The 13,929-nt window shown below is 44.8% G+C and carries 15 protein-coding genes; 6 read left to right on the forward strand and 9 right to left on the reverse strand.

Going from position 1 to position 13,929, the window contains the following annotated elements; translation table 11 throughout:
- Positions 1 to 31: 31 nt before the first annotated feature.
- The 3 genes from ACFGVS_RS04590 to fdhD are packed head-to-tail and all read right to left on the reverse strand — an operon-like array spanning position 32 to position 3,556.
- The gene (locus ACFGVS_RS04590; RefSeq protein WP_439697650.1) at positions 32 to 2,353 is read right to left on the reverse strand and encodes an FdhF/YdeP family oxidoreductase; all 2,322 of its coding nucleotides are present in this window, start codon (positions 2,351 to 2,353) and stop codon (positions 32 to 34) included.
- Positions 2,350 to 2,703, reverse strand: coding sequence for a DUF7009 family protein (locus tag ACFGVS_RS04595; RefSeq protein WP_439697651.1), 354 nt, complete (start codon positions 2,701 to 2,703; stop codon positions 2,350 to 2,352). Before ACFGVS_RS04595 ends, ACFGVS_RS04590 begins: the two co-directional genes overlap by 4 nt.
- Positions 2,687 to 3,556, reverse strand: a complete 870-nt coding sequence (fdhD, locus tag ACFGVS_RS04600) for a formate dehydrogenase accessory sulfurtransferase FdhD (RefSeq protein ID WP_439697652.1) — start codon at positions 3,554 to 3,556, stop codon at positions 2,687 to 2,689. Before fdhD ends, ACFGVS_RS04595 begins: the two co-directional genes overlap by 17 nt.
- A 125-nt stretch (positions 3,557 to 3,681) precedes the next feature.
- Here fdhD and ACFGVS_RS04605 point away from each other — a divergent pair, with 125 nt between their 5' ends.
- The 3 genes from ACFGVS_RS04605 (at position 3,682) to ACFGVS_RS04615 (ending at position 4,862) form a co-directional block, all read left to right on the forward strand.
- Complete coding sequence (locus tag ACFGVS_RS04605; RefSeq protein ID WP_090649787.1) at positions 3,682 to 3,924, forward strand: MoaD/ThiS family protein; 243 nt, start codon at positions 3,682 to 3,684, stop codon at positions 3,922 to 3,924.
- Between the two features lie 79 nt (positions 3,925 to 4,003).
- Complete coding sequence (locus tag ACFGVS_RS04610; protein ID WP_439697654.1) at positions 4,004 to 4,432, forward strand: GNAT family N-acetyltransferase; 429 nt, start codon at positions 4,004 to 4,006, stop codon at positions 4,430 to 4,432.
- A 7-nt stretch (positions 4,433 to 4,439) separates the two neighbouring features.
- Positions 4,440 to 4,862, forward strand: a complete 423-nt coding sequence (locus ACFGVS_RS04615) for a molybdenum cofactor biosynthesis protein MoaE (RefSeq protein WP_439697655.1) — start codon at positions 4,440 to 4,442, stop codon at positions 4,860 to 4,862.
- Positions 4,863 to 4,944: 82 nt separating this feature from the next.
- On the opposite strand, the gene ACFGVS_RS04620 is transcribed toward ACFGVS_RS04615, so the two are convergent.
- The 5 genes from ACFGVS_RS04620 to moaA form a co-directional block, all read right to left on the reverse strand.
- On the reverse strand, positions 4,945 to 6,000 hold the full coding sequence (locus tag ACFGVS_RS04620; protein ID WP_439697656.1) for a ThiF family adenylyltransferase: 1,056 nt from the start codon (positions 5,998 to 6,000) through the stop codon (positions 4,945 to 4,947).
- On the reverse strand, positions 6,000 to 7,184 hold the full coding sequence (locus ACFGVS_RS04625) for an NTP transferase domain-containing protein (RefSeq protein ID WP_439697658.1): 1,185 nt from the start codon (positions 7,182 to 7,184) through the stop codon (positions 6,000 to 6,002). Before ACFGVS_RS04625 ends, ACFGVS_RS04620 begins: the two co-directional genes overlap by 1 nt.
- A complete protein-coding gene (gene moaC / locus ACFGVS_RS04630; protein ID WP_439697659.1) occupies positions 7,165 to 7,635 on the reverse strand; it encodes a cyclic pyranopterin monophosphate synthase MoaC in 471 nt (156 codons plus the stop codon). Before moaC ends, ACFGVS_RS04625 begins: the two co-directional genes overlap by 20 nt.
- Before the next feature lie 119 nt (positions 7,636 to 7,754).
- Entirely contained in the window at positions 7,755 to 8,951 is a 1,197-nt protein-coding gene (locus tag ACFGVS_RS04635; protein WP_439697660.1) for a molybdopterin molybdotransferase MoeA, read from the reverse strand.
- 212 nt (positions 8,952 to 9,163) lie between these two features.
- Complete coding sequence (gene moaA, locus ACFGVS_RS04640; RefSeq protein WP_439697662.1) at positions 9,164 to 10,153, reverse strand: GTP 3',8-cyclase MoaA; 990 nt, start codon at positions 10,151 to 10,153, stop codon at positions 9,164 to 9,166.
- A gap of 189 nt (positions 10,154 to 10,342) precedes the next feature.
- On the opposite strand from moaA, the gene ACFGVS_RS04645 reads away from it, so the two are divergent.
- Positions 10,343 to 11,494 (forward strand): XdhC family protein, encoded by a 1,152-nt coding sequence (locus ACFGVS_RS04645; RefSeq protein ID WP_439697663.1) that lies wholly within the window; start codon positions 10,343 to 10,345, stop codon positions 11,492 to 11,494.
- Between the two features lie 18 nt (positions 11,495 to 11,512).
- Positions 11,513 to 12,100 (forward strand): nucleotidyltransferase family protein, encoded by a 588-nt coding sequence (locus ACFGVS_RS04650; RefSeq protein WP_439697664.1) that lies wholly within the window; start codon positions 11,513 to 11,515, stop codon positions 12,098 to 12,100.
- A 118-nt stretch (positions 12,101 to 12,218) separates the two neighbouring features.
- Here the strand turns inward: ACFGVS_RS04650 and ACFGVS_RS04655 are convergent, their stop codons facing one another.
- Positions 12,219 to 12,662 (reverse strand): KTSC domain-containing protein, encoded by a 444-nt coding sequence (locus ACFGVS_RS04655; RefSeq protein ID WP_439697665.1) that lies wholly within the window; start codon positions 12,660 to 12,662, stop codon positions 12,219 to 12,221.
- A gap of 474 nt (positions 12,663 to 13,136) precedes the next feature.
- On the opposite strand from ACFGVS_RS04655, the gene ACFGVS_RS04660 reads away from it, so the two are divergent.
- A complete protein-coding gene (locus ACFGVS_RS04660) occupies positions 13,137 to 13,904 on the forward strand; it encodes a DUF4382 domain-containing protein (protein ID WP_439697666.1) in 768 nt (255 codons plus the stop codon).
- The last annotated feature ends 25 nt before the right edge of the window (positions 13,905 to 13,929 follow it).

Here is a 13,929-nt window from a genome sequence, read left to right on the forward strand (position 1 = left end):
ACAACGGCTGTAAAATTATTACTGTGAAATATCACTTCACCTCATGTTTTTTTACACTGATAAAAACCAGTTTTGAAGTAGGCGTATTACTTCCTTCGGCCACACTATCAATCGGGATCAACACATTGGCTTCGGGGTAATAGGTTGCGGTGTTTCCCTCGGGGATGTTATAGGGGATCACCACAAACAAGCGCGCAACACGCTCAATCCCGGCAAAGTTATTGTAAATATCTACATGTTCTCCTTCCTTAAAACCGGCTTTGGCTATATCTTTCTCGTTCATGAATATTACCCTGCGCTCGTTGTGGATTCCGCGGTAACGGTCGTTCAGTCCGTAGATGGTCGTGTTAAACTGATCGTGGCTGCGGATAGTTGTCATCCGGAACTCCCCTGTTTTTGGTTCATGTATGGGCAGACCGGCAATGTTAAAATCAATCTTATTGCCAAACTTAATATTTTCAAACTTGCCTTCCCGTGGACCATTGGGCAAATAAAAGCCTGCCGGTATACGTACCTTTTGATTATAGTTCTCAAAACCGGGAATTACTTTGGCAATGTCATCGCGTACAGCATCATAACTTTTGGCGTACTTATCCCAATCAATAACAGAACGCTTGCCCAAGGTGGCTTTAGCCAGCCTGCAAACAATCTGGTTCTCGTTCAAGAGATCCTTAGAGATGGGCTCCAGCATTCCCTTCGACATTTGCACAACCCCCATCGAGTTTTCGCAGCTGATGAACTGCGCTTCGCCATTAACCATATCTTTATCACTGCGCGAAAGTGTTGGTAATATCAAAGCTTCATCACCATGTACCAAATGACTGCGGTTAAGTTTGGTAGATACGTGAACAGACAGCTCGAGCTTACGCATTGCATCGGCCGTATAAGTGGTATCCGGCGTAGCCGAAAGAAAATTACCTCCCATGGCAAAAAACACTTTCAGCTTACCCTCGTGCATGGCCTGTATTGACTCTACTACGTCGTAACCATGTTGGCGCGGTGGTTCAAAACCAAAAACCTCTTTCAGTTTGTCCAGTTGTTTGGGTTTAGGCTTATCAAATATCATCATGGTACGGTTGCCCTGCACATTGCTGTGACCGCGCACCGGGCAAAGGCCAGCGCCCGGTTTACCTATCGCACCTTTCAGCATAGCCAGGTTAACAATTTCTTTAACGGTGGCGACGCCGTTTTTATGCTGGGTAACACCCATAGCCCAACAAATGATAATGCGGGTTTTATCCTTGAGCATATCGGCGGCCTGCTCTATTTGTGTTAAAGGTACGCCGGCTTCGTTGGCCAGGTGGTTTAAATCGAATTCATTAAGATGGTTTAAAAATGCTACGTAGCCTTCGGTATTGTTTTTTATAAATTGATGGTCGAACACCGTACCGGGAGATTGTAGTTCAGCCTTATATAGCAGTTTTTCAATAGCCTTCAATAATGCCATGTCGCCGTTGATCTTTACCTGGAGGTACAAATCGGCTAACTGGGTGGTTATTCCTAATACGCCTTTCACCGTTTGAGGATTTTTAAAGCCCATCAAGCCCGCCTCATGCAGCGGATTTACAGCAATGATCTTAGACCCATGTTGCTTTGCTTTTTCGAGGGCGCTCAGCATCCTGGGATGATTGGTACCAGGGTTTTGCCCAATGATAATGATTACATCGGTATCATAAAAATCATTTAAAGTAACCGTTCCCTTACCTATGCCAATGGCCTCGGCCAGCCCCAGGCTGGTTGATTCGTGGCACATATTTGAACAATCGGGCATATTGTTGGTACCATACTCGCGGATAAACAGCTGGTAGGTAAACGAAGCCTCGTTACTTGTGCGCCCTGAGGTATAAAATGCAGCCTCATTTGGCGATGCCAGGCTATTTAATTTATCGGCTATCTTTTTAAAAGCATCGTCCCAACTAATAGGTTGGTAGTGCGTGCCGCCTTTAGGCAGATATACAGGTTGGGCTATCCGGCCTTTTTTGCCTATCTCGTAATCGTTTAGTTTGGCCAAATCAAAAACAGAGTTTTGAGCAAAAAATTCAGCTGTGAGCTTTTTGGTGGTGGCTTCTTCGGCAAGGGCTTTTGCGCCATTCTCGCAATACTCGGCAATGGGCGACCGGTCGTCATCCGGGTCGGGCCAGGCACAGCCAGAACAGTCAAAGCCGTCCTTTTTGTTCATTTTAAACAGGCCTTCCATACCGCGCACAAAGCCGGGTTCCTGCAAAATATCAACCAAAGCGACAGTTACCGCGGGAATGCCCGCTGCCCATACTTTTGGCTTACTGATTTTCAGGTTGAGCAGTTCTTCAGGATTTTCTGCTGATGGCTGTTCTTTAACATCTTTACTCATCATTTTTTATCGGCTAAAGGATTGGGGTAGTTGTCGCTCTGATCTTCGGCGACATTATCAAGGCAGGTAAAATCTTTTTCTACCAATAAATGCAGGCTGCCATGTTTACCTTCAAAACCAATCTTATCGGTTTCTGCGAGTTCTTTAATCACATCATTGGGTACAAACAGGATAATGGTATTTTCCCTAAATATCGATGACAGGTGATCATCCTCAACCGCTTTAATGGCATAGTATAGCTGCTGGCCACAAAAGTCAACTTCTTCCTGCATATGGCCTTCCTCCGCCAGTTGCGCTACATCGCTTTTGGTAAGCCTGTATCTTAATGAATTGCCTTTAATACGTATTTTCATAATTTGGTATCAATACGCGGTGTGCCGCGGTGTAAATATTAAAACGCTCATCGCGCAGGAAACCTATCAGGGTAATATTAAATTCTTCGGCTAATTGTACGGCCAGGCTTGACGGAGCGCCTACAGCCGCAATAATATTAATGCCCGCCATAATTGCCTTTTGTACCAGCTCAAAACTCGCCCTGCCACTTAAAAGCAGTATAGTTTGCTGCAGGGGGAGCCAGCCATAACCAAGGGCGGCCCCTATCAATTTATCCAGCGCATTGTGCCTGCCTACATCCTCGCGCAACAATAATAATTCGCCTTGTGTGGTGAATAAAGCCGATGCATGCAAACCACCGGTATCAGCAAATACCCGCTGATTCCTTTGTAAAATAATGGGTAGCCGGTATAAAATCTCCGCAGCCACGGCATCATGATCTGCCACCAGGCCGGTAAAATTACTCACCGTGCGAATGGCGTCTATAGAGCCTTTGCCGCATACCCCGCAGCTTGATGTGGTATAAAAATTACGCCCGCTATTTTGCAGGTGTGGTACAACACCGGGATTTAAGGTAACCTGGATCACATTCTCCTTATTTTCGGCACAGGCAATAAAGCAATGAGCGGTTGATGTAATATCATCCGCATCTTTTATAATACCTTCTGTAAATAAAAAACCGTTTGCAAGTTCGGCATCGTGCCCCGGCGTACGCATAGTAACCGAAATATTCTGTACCTGCCGCTGCCCTTCTTTTCCGTACTCCAGCCTTATCTCTAAAGGTTCTTCAACAGCAAGCGCATCGGTTGCCCGGATGTTGGTTGCAGCTGTAACTTTAACAACAGGTATTTGATGTGTGGATTTGACGGCCATATGTAAATATACAATTTAGCACACAAGTTGTTTAGTCAGCCGCTTGGCTAAAGGGTGAGTTTTTGAATATCAATTATTTAAAATTCTATGGTATATTATATCTCATTTTGCCCTAATTTTGAGGGATGAAGATCAATGTGCTGGCATTTGGTGTAACAAAGGAGATATTCGGAAGTTCGCTGGTAAGTTTGGAATTAACAAATGACGCTACCATTTACAATTTAAAGTATGTACTTGAGCAGCAATATCCACGCTTAAAGCAATTGGCATCGTATATGGTTGCGGTAAATAACGAATATGCTTTACCCGGCGATACCATCCACGAACGCGATGAGATAGCCATTATTCCGCCTGTAAGCGGGGGATAGTTTTTGGCACAAAGGCTTAACGATTTCCCTGTTTTTTACCCGTTTAATCCTCGTTCTTTCAATCTTTTATCATAAAAAAATGAGTATCAGAAAAGCCACTTTGGCCGATCAGCCTGCTATATCAAACTTACTGGATCAATTGGGTTATCCGGGGACGGAAGCCTTTTTAGCAGAAAACCTGGAACAGATGCTTAGTCAGCCACAATCGGAAGTTTTGGTTTATGAATTGGATGGGCATGTTGCAGGCTTTATTGCTTTTGATTTTTTAACACAATTGGTAGTTAAAGGCAGTTTTGCAAGGATAAGTTGTTTTGCCGTGGACGAGAATGCCCGCAGCAAAGGAGTTGGAAAATTATTGGAGGAACATTTTAAAAATTTGGCTATCGAAAAAAAATGCGACCGGATAGAGGTGCATTGCCATTCGCGCCGGGTTGACGCGCACCGTTTTTATGAACGCCAGGGTTACCACGAGTCGCCAAAGTATTTGATGAAATCGTTAATTGATTAAGCAATCCATGAACAATATACAAGTATTACTTTCTGCGGAAAGCCTGAATGCACAATCCTGTATTGACTGGGTGATGTCGCCGGAATCTGGCGGGATAGATGTATTTATTGGTACAGTACGCAATGCCACCAAAGGCAAAGCGGTTTTAAAACTCGATTTTGAAGCTTATGAGCCTATGGCAATAAGCGAGATGGAAAAGATAGCCAACCAGACCTTTGAAAAATGGCCGGTACAGAAAGTTTTAATCCACCACCGTACAGGCGAGTTACAAATTGGGGAAATACCGGTGATCATAGCTGTATCTGCCGCCCACCGGGATGCGGCATTTGAGGCCTGCCGCTACATCATAGATACCCTTAAACAAACAGTACCCATCTGGAAAAAGGAGGCTTTTGAAGATGGCGAGGTATGGGTGGCAGCACATCCTTGATTAATTTCGGATTTGGGATTTACTATTTCGGATTTTATAAGTAAACGGACAGTATTTTACCCACAGGAAACATATCATCAGCCTATTCTGTATATAAACTCAACCCACCTTCCAGCGATAACACATCAGCCTCGGGAATTCTTTTCAGGATCAGCTTTACCGCTTCGGCGCTTCTTTTGCCGGTTGAGCAGTACAACACTTTAGTATTGGTACTGGTGAAGTATGGCATATCCTCTTCCAGCTCGTCTAAAGGAATATGCGTACCGCCAATATCATAGGCATCACGCTCCTGAATTGTACGTACGTCAATCAGTTCGATAGTATCATCTTCCTGCATGCGCCTTTTAAGTTCTTCTGCAGATATGGTTGAAAAAGTAATTGTAGCAGCCAAATGCCTGATATGCGTTTTGGTGATCAAGCCAATTTTAATGATGCGGCTCTGCATACTTTGAGCATCAAAGATCAATACTTTACCGGCAAGCAGTTCGCCGGTTTTAGTGATGTATTTAATTACCTCGTTGGCCTGCATACTGCCAATAATACCAGCCAACGTAGGGATCACACCACCTTCTGTACAATTAGGGATCTGGGTGGCATCCACCTCGGGGAAAAGATCGCGGTAATTAGGCGACCTTTGCCCATCCTTATTAAGTACGTTCCATACAGCTACCTGGCCTTCAAACTGGTAAATGGCACCGTAAACCAGAGGTTTTCCACTTAAAACACAGGCATCATTTAATAAATAACGGGTTTCGAAGTTGTCGGTGCCATCAACTACAATATCGTACCGGTTTACTATATCTAAAACATTGGCCGAAGTTATCTTATCCCTATGGGGCACCAGCTTTATACCCGGATTTTGTTTTTGCAAACGCTGGCAGGCAAGCGTGGTTTTTTCCTTTCCAATATCATCCGGCGTATACAAAACCTGGCGGTGCAGATTACTTACAGATACCACATCAAAATCGGCGATGCCTATAGTACCAACTCCTGTTGATGTAAGGTACTGTGCTGCGGGGCAACCCAGCCCTCCGGCACCTACTATCAGTACTTTTGCCTGCTGCAACAGCTGCTGTATGGCTTCGCTGAAACCAGGCAGGGCAATTTGGCAGCTATATCTCAGATCATCGGTATCCATTAGCTTGTAGCTGTTTTTTGGTGTATAACCCGTTTTATTTTTTCCAGTTCATCCGGCGTATTCACATTGGTTAACGCCTCCGGTTCCGGCGGATTTAATAGTGTGATATCGGTATTGATGAGCACCTTACGCGGACAAGAATACCCCTGCGCCAAATAAGACAATAATACAGGATAACTTTTCGGTTCCCAAATGGCAATAAGCGGTTCAGGAAAATCTGTTACCGGACTATGGTAGGCTGTCGCGATGGAAGAACTGTTACGCCAGGCTATTAAATTACGCAAGGTACCCTCATCCATCAAAGGCAGATCGCAGGCGATAACCAGCCAGGCGCTATCCGGTTTTTCCCGAAATGCCGATAATATCGCCCCAAAAGGGCCAAGCCCCGTAAAGGTGTCTTCCAGCGATGGGTATTGCTTATCTATTCCACCTTGCTGACCGGACCTGCAGGATATAAAAACTTCGTTGCAGAAAGGTTTTAGCATATCGGCCATGTGGTAGCGCTGGGCCTTGCCATGCCAGTTTACGTTCCCTTTATCAAAACCCATACGCAGGCTTTGTCCGCCGGCCAACACCAATCCGTTTAGTACAGGCCTTACCTGTTGCAAATTGGTTTCAAAAAAAGCTATGATCCTTTCCCTGTCTGCTAATCTATAAACGGGAATCTGTTGCCAGTTTGGGATAGCTTCCTTTATAAAATCAAAAGGTTCGTCGCTGTAATCGGCTAATAAAAACAGTTGTACGTTGGTTAACTGTTCAACCCGTTTTTGCAGTGATGCCTTTTTATTAATATCGATAATAACAACCTGCGCATTTGCCTGCTGGTGGTTACCGTTCACCAGTACCAGGTCGGCATTGGCAAATTGCTGTTTAAGCTGGTAAGGCATCAGCGGGTTTTGAAAATTAAATTGCTGGTAGTTTACCTGGTCGGTATAATCCACTATAGCACCACTCGCCAATCTACCTGGTACCTGTGTAATATCATGATTGTGTGCTGTATCGGCATATGCACATTTATAGCTTGAGGATAAAGCAGCTATTATATCGTCGGCCAGTAATTTTATTACTGTACATGGCCCGCCAACAATTGCCCATTCGTTTCTTCCAAAATTCCCGGTGGAAGGCCTTGCCAGTTTGGCGTGTTTTTTATGCTTGACTTCGGGATTATGCTCTTTTAAAATCACGTTTACCTCCTGTTTTTGCTGTCAGTTTGGTTTCTTTTATCACAATATCATGGCTCATGGCCTTGCACATATCATAAACGGTAAGCGCCGCTACAGACGCGCCAACAAGTGCTTCCATCTCGATACCCGTTTTGGCAGTAATGCTCGCCGTACATTCAATCACAATTTCCTGCTGCTCATTCACTTCAACAGTAACCTGGCAATTATCCATACCCAAAGGGTGACAAAGCGGGATCAGTTCGCCGGTTTTTTTGGCGGCCATGATGCCTGCAATTATTGCTGTTTGAAAAACAGGCCCTTTTTTGCTGATCAAGTCACCATCTATCAAATGCTGCAACACCTCATCGGGCAAAACAACAATGCTACGTGCCGTTGCGGTACGTTGCGTTACCTGCTTTGCAGATACATCAACCATTGATGGGTTGCCTTGTTTATCTATATGGGTTAACATTATAATTTTATCTGAACTCGAATTAAACGAATTTTTAGAATTTAAGAATTGCTTTGCAAACGGTAATTTATAATTGCGGAAATAATTCAGTAAATTCTATAAATTCCTGAAATTCCGGTTCAGACAAACTTCCATATCCTAAACACCTCCCCTTGCTTAAAATCACCCCTTTCCATGGGTAATTCTAAAAAAGCTTCGGTATCTGCTAAGTTAGCAAAATCGCCCGAACCATTTCCTTCTACAGGCGATGCTATTAATTGTCCTTGTAAATTACTGTTCAGTTTCACCTGCAAATAGTATTGCAAAGGGGGCTGAAACTTAAAATCTTTAGCTAAAACAGCATAAACCGGCGATTGTTCTGCCAAACCCAGGGTTGTATTTAGCCAGGTTAAAAAATACCGGTGCAGGCACATAAATGTGGCTACCGGGTTGCCGGGGAAGGCAAAAACCAGGGCTTTATCCTGGTACCGGCCAAACCAAAACGGCTTACCGGGGCGCTGTGCTACTTTATGAAAAATTTTCTCTGCCCGCAAATCTTCCAATGCCTGGGGGATATAATCAAACTTGCCCATAGAAATACCTCCGCTTAGCAGCAGCACATCGTAATTTAGCAGGCATTGTTGAATTTGGGCCTTTGTAATTTCAGGATCATCCGGAATATGCAGGATATCCGGCTGCAGGCCATATTGCTGCAAAACCGCTTTAACCGTGTAGCTATTTGATTTACGAATCTGGTAGGGCGAAGGTGTTTCGTGCACATCTACCAGTTCATCGCCCGATGATATAATGACCACTTTGGGCATTTTTTTCACCAGCAAATGAGTTTTACCAACCGATGCAGCCAGGCTAATGATAGCCGGTGTAACCAATTGACCCGAAGCTGCCAATACCTCATGCTGTTTTTTGTCGGCGCCCTGGATATGGATATTTTGCCCTTGCTTAATCCCATCCACTTTAATACTGGCTAACCCGGCCCTCATCTCCAGATCCTCGTAACGGATAACCGTATTGACCGACGATGGCAAAACCGCCCCGGTCATGATCTCGATACACTCGTTGCGATCGGTAATTTCAACAGGCACATCGCCCGCCGCCTGGGTAGCCTTTATATGGAATGTGCAGATGCCGTTTTCAACAGCCTGGTAATTAATGGCTATGCCATCCATAGTTACCCGGTTAAAGGGCGGCAGGTCGCGGTCAGCCTTTATCGGTTCGGCCAAAACTTTACCCAACGCCTGTTCAAAGGGTACGTTTTCATCACCATAATCTTTTACCTGGGCAAGTATTAGTTTTTCAGCTTGTTCAACAGTTGTCATAGTTTTAGCTAAAAGCCAAAGGCAGAAAGCCTAAAGCGTTTTCCCTGATCTTATACTTCAAATGAAACACATGTCCACACGTCATTGCGAGGTACGAAGCAATCCCAAACTATGCAGATCGGATTTGCAAAGCCACTCTGCAAGGCGGGGATTGCTTCGTACCTCGCAATGACGGTCTGTTTTTTTATTTTTAGCTTTCAGCCTTAAGCTCATCAACCCCCAATAGAGGCCATCGATTCATGAAGCCCGGGGTGTATCACGCGCGACTTTTCGGCCTCCCAGCCATCTGCAGCGCGGCTGCCAAAAGCATCCAGCAAAACCGACCGTAATTCATCATCGCTGGCACCGTTGCGTATCAAATCCTTAATATTAAGCCCGCCATCGTCATATAAACAGGTTTTCAATTCGCCCTGCGGGGTAATCCTGATCCGGTTACAGGTACCACAAAACGTGCGCGAATAGGCTGCAATGATACCAATTGTACCTTTATGCCCCGGTATCTGGTAATTATATGATGTGGAATAAGCCGCATCGGTTAGTTTCTGGATCTGTGGATATTTATTTTTAATCTCATCCAGGATGCGTACATAATCCCACTGCAAACCGGTATAAATATGTCCGTCGCCATTAAAAGGCATTTCCTCTATAAACCTTACACTTACGGGCAAATCTTTGGTCATTTCAACCAGTGGAATAATATCCTGGGTGTTTTTGCCGTCCATTACCACGGCATTTATTTTCACCTCGATATCATGCTGCAGCAAAGCCTCCAAAGCGGCCATAACATTGGCAAATTCATCGCGGCGGGTAATGGTAAAAAAACGATTGGCGTCCAGCGTATCTAAACTAAGGTTTACAGATCGTATACCTATCTTTTTAAGTTCGGGCACATAAGGTGCAGTTAAAACCCCATTTGTGGTGATACTCAAATCCTGTAATCCATCCAATTGCGAAATAGCGGTAAGCAGGGTCATAATATCCTTGCGTACAAATGGCTCGCCGCCTGTAATACGGATTTTTTGGATGCCCATTTTTACCAGCAGGGAACAGGTATGCAGCATTTCCTCGTAGCTCATCAGTTCCTTACGGGATAGCCAGTTGAGGCCATCCTCGGGCATGCAATAAAAACAGCGCAGGTTGCACCTGTCGGTCACCGCAAGGCGAAGGTAATTGATGTTTCGGCCGTGATTATCTATTAACAAGTTATAAAATTTACAGTGTATACAATTTAATCAACAAATCTGTGGTTTTTAAGTTTAATGATCGTTAATGTAAAAATAAAAATTACAAATTTGAACATTGTGGTTTAAATGTACTTTTTTATAGCCAATTATTGTTGCTAATCACATATACACCGATATTCACATTTACAATTTATTGAATTTGCCCAGGTGAAAGAACTTAAAGATATAATAACGGCATTTGATGCCGCACATAATGCCGGCAGGCAAACCGCGCTGGCTACGGTTGTACACGTAGAGGGTTCATCTTATCGACGCGCCGGCGCCCGCATGCTCATTACCGAAGATGGGCAACTTACAGGCGCCATTAGCGGCGGCTGCCTGGAGGGCGACGCCCTGCGCAAGGCCCGCCTGGTGATGACCCAAAACAAGCCCATGCTGGTTACTTATGATACCACCGACGATGACGACGCCAAGTTTGGCGTTGGCCTGGGCTGCAATGGCATTATCCACATTATGATTGAACCTATTTTTGCTGATAGGCAGGATAACCCCATACAGTTGTTTAAACAATTTTTGAGCAAACGCGAACCTGTGGTGCTTATCACCCTGTTTACCATGAACGATAAGCAGGCACCGCAGCCCGGCACTTGTTTGTTACTAAATAAGGATGAAGAAATAACCGGACAATTCCCCGATGACGCTATTAAGGATGCCCTGTTGCAAGATGCCAAACACGTTTTGGCCAATGGCAATTCGGTAACCAAAACTTATTTATATGGCGATAAATTTACCTGCTTTATTGAGCTGATGCAACCCGCAGTGTCGCTTGTAATATTTGGTGCCGGCAATGATACCATACCGCTGGTACAGATAGCCGCTGCGCTGGGTTGGATAATTCACCTGGTAGATGGACGCGCCAACTACGCTGTTCCGGAGCGGTTCCCGCTGGTGGGCAAAATCACCATATCCAAACCGGAATACGCTTTACAACATGTAAAAATAGATGAACGTACTGTAATTATTTTGATGACACACAACTATAATTACGATGCCTGCGTATTAAAGCAGCTACTGCCACTCAGCCCGTCCTACATCGGGGTGCTGGGACCAAAAAAACGGTTACAAAGAATGCTGGATGAGTTTGCCGGTGAAGGTATAACGGCTACCCCGCAACAATTGGAAAGCGTATTTGGGCCGGCGGGTTTGGATATAGGATCTGAAAATGCCGATGAAATTGCCCTCTCTATCATTGCCGAAATGCAGGCGGTGCTAAAGGGTAGGTCAGGAACATCATTACGTTATAAAACAAGTATCCATAACCATGTACCGCAGCAAATTGTACATCAATCTATGCCTTAAAAAAACTGAAGAAAACGAATGACGGGGATAATTATACTTGCTGCCGGCTCTTCAAGCCGCTTCGGATCGCCAAAACAGAACCTGGTTTACCAGGGCAAAACATTATTGCAACGCGCCATACAAACCGCTTTAACTTCGGCCTGCTGCGATTGCGCTGTAGTAGTATTGGGAGCCAACGAAGGCGAAATACGCCCCAACATATCCGATCAGCAAGTTAATATTGTTTATAACCCCGACTGGCAGGAAGGCATGGCTTCATCAATCCGCCTGGGAATAGCCCAGCTAATGTACTTAGAGCCACTGATTACGTCGGCAATCCTAATGCTTTGCGATCAGCCCTTTGTTGACCCGCTGCTACTTTATCAATTAACCGAACGCAAAACCGAGAATGATACAGGGATAATAGCCTGCGAATATAAAAACACACTGGGTGTGCCCGCTTTGTTTGATAAAAAGTATTTCGTCAAATTAATGAAGCTAACAGGCAGTGAAGGGGCAAAAACCATCATCAATGCCTACCCGGACGATGTTATGTCGGTACCGTTTGGACTGGGTGCCATTGATATTGATACAATCGATGATTTTGAACGATTGAACCGGGGATGAGGGTTCGAGTTGCCAGTTGCGTGGTTCGGGTTACGGGGGCAAACTTAACGTTTTAAAAGATCTTAAAGTTGAGATGCAGACCTCACAACCCGAGCCCCGCATCTCGTAACAGAACCAGCTACGCCGTAGCTACCAGCCTGCTTACGCTGCGGTAAACATATTCGTTATAAATATGCCTGCGGGCAAACCTGCCGGGCGAATCGGCATTAATCAGCTTTACATAAATCGCCTTGGGTACATCAAAATACTCGTATTCGGCACCATCCAAAAACGTAATTTTCAACACCTGCGATTTGTATTCAAAATCGGCAATGTTTGATAACGTGGTAGTGGCCGTATATTCGGTTAATGATTGCGCGCGGGTTTCGGGCGCTATGCTTACCAAAAAGTGGTAAGCTTCAATAATGGTCTTGCTTTTTTCTTCCGCCTCAACCCTGCTCTCATCCTGGAACTTATCCGGGTGCCAGGTTTTCATCATATTGCGGTAGTTTGATTTTAATTCCTGTAGTTCTGCAGCTTCGGTAACATTTAAAAGCTTCCTGTAGTCGACAATTTTTTTCATTCTATTATTTTTATTTTATCGTCGTTGAAGCTGAAAGCATGATAATTAAACGCTTTGTTTTCAAGAAAATAATGGCGCGAAGGTACACTTTTTACAGCACAATTTATAGTCCCGGCAGCGAAATGATTTAAGTTTGATTTGGGCTTAACAATTAAATCACATACGCCCCGCCGGCCAGGTTTGAAGAAAAGCTATGGAGCGCAGGTTTTCTGTTGGCAAAACTGGTCACCTGCGCGCCATCGCACCGATGTAAACTTTTGCACACAGGCCACAAAGGCATACAATTACCAGACAATTGAAGGGAAAATTGTGCAGATAACTGGTCAATAACCACCGAAACTTTACGCTGTAACATAATTGGACCTTATTCTGCAACCAACACCCCTATTCATCGATACATATTGCCATTTCGTCGGCACATTGCCCGACAAGGCACCAGTTTTGAACGTTGGTTTATACACTAAATAATACATTATGAAAAAGTTACTTTTATTTGCCGCTGCACTCAGCCTTTCGTTGTTCTCTTGTAAAAAGGACAGCAACAACAGTGCAGGCGGCACATCGCACGTAACAGTGAAGATGACCGATGCCCCTGGCGCTTTTGATGCCGTTATCCTGAATGTTAAAAGCGTAGTTGTAGTTACCGATAAAGGGGAAAATACACTTGATGTAAACGGCGGCCCGATAGACATCCTAAGGTTTAGGGCGGGTAAAGATACCGTGCTGGCAGCACAGGACATCCCGGCCGGCACTATCCAGCAAATAAGGCTGGTTTTAAACGACTCCGGCAACCGGGTAGTAGTAGCTGGCGTATCTCACGACCTGACCACGCCCAGCGGACAAACATCGGGCGTAAAGCTTAACGTACACGACAATTTAACGGCAGGTGTGGCCTACACCCTCCGTTTAGACTTTGACGCAGCGCAGTCGATCGTATTAACCGGAAACGGCAAATACATACTAAAACCAGTGATAAGGGCAATACCACAGGCTGTTTCGGGTGCATTAAGCGGTGTAGTATCGCCTGCCGCGTCGTCTCCTAAAGTGTTTGCAATTACCGGCGCCGATACCGTTGGTACTGTGGCCGATGCTACGGGCAAATTCTACTTTTCGGGCCTGGCAGCAGGCACTTACAACGTACAATTTGTACCGGTAAGCCCATATGTTACAAAAACCGTTACCGGAGTAACCGTGATAAACGGTTCGGTGAAGGATATGGGCACAGTAACCATTACCCAGTAAGCGTAATCACTGTTCAACAAAAAAA

It is taken from the genome of Mucilaginibacter sediminis (genome assembly GCF_051903035.1).
Lineage (GTDB): Bacteria > Bacteroidota > Bacteroidia > Sphingobacteriales > Sphingobacteriaceae > Mucilaginibacter.

Excerpts from the sequence above, each read along its gene's own strand:
- ACFGVS_RS04590 (WP_439697650.1), bottom strand. The coding sequence starts at position 2,353 with ATGATGAGTAAAGATGTTAAAGAACAGCCATCAGCAGAAAATCCTGAA.
- ACFGVS_RS04595 (WP_439697651.1), bottom strand. The coding sequence starts at position 2,703 with ATGAAAATACGTATTAAAGGCAATTCATTAAGATACAGGCTTACCAAA.
- fdhD (WP_439697652.1), bottom strand. The coding sequence starts at position 3,556 with ATGGCCGTCAAATCCACACATCAAATACCTGTTGTTAAAGTTACAGCT.
- ACFGVS_RS04605 (WP_090649787.1), top strand. The coding sequence starts at position 3,682 with ATGAAGATCAATGTGCTGGCATTTGGTGTAACAAAGGAGATATTCGGA.
- ACFGVS_RS04610 (WP_439697654.1), top strand. The coding sequence starts at position 4,004 with ATGAGTATCAGAAAAGCCACTTTGGCCGATCAGCCTGCTATATCAAAC.
- ACFGVS_RS04615 (WP_439697655.1), top strand. The coding sequence starts at position 4,440 with ATGAACAATATACAAGTATTACTTTCTGCGGAAAGCCTGAATGCACAA.
- ACFGVS_RS04620 (WP_439697656.1), bottom strand. The coding sequence starts at position 6,000 with ATGGATACCGATGATCTGAGATATAGCTGCCAAATTGCCCTGCCTGGT.
- moaC (WP_439697659.1), bottom strand. The coding sequence starts at position 7,635 with ATGTTAACCCATATAGATAAACAAGGCAACCCATCAATGGTTGATGTA.
- ACFGVS_RS04635 (WP_439697660.1), bottom strand. The coding sequence starts at position 8,951 with ATGACAACTGTTGAACAAGCTGAAAAACTAATACTTGCCCAGGTAAAA.
- ACFGVS_RS04650 (WP_439697664.1), top strand. The coding sequence starts at position 11,513 with ATGACGGGGATAATTATACTTGCTGCCGGCTCTTCAAGCCGCTTCGGA.
- ACFGVS_RS04655 (WP_439697665.1), bottom strand. The coding sequence starts at position 12,662 with ATGAAAAAAATTGTCGACTACAGGAAGCTTTTAAATGTTACCGAAGCT.
- ACFGVS_RS04660 (WP_439697666.1), top strand. The coding sequence starts at position 13,137 with ATGAAAAAGTTACTTTTATTTGCCGCTGCACTCAGCCTTTCGTTGTTC.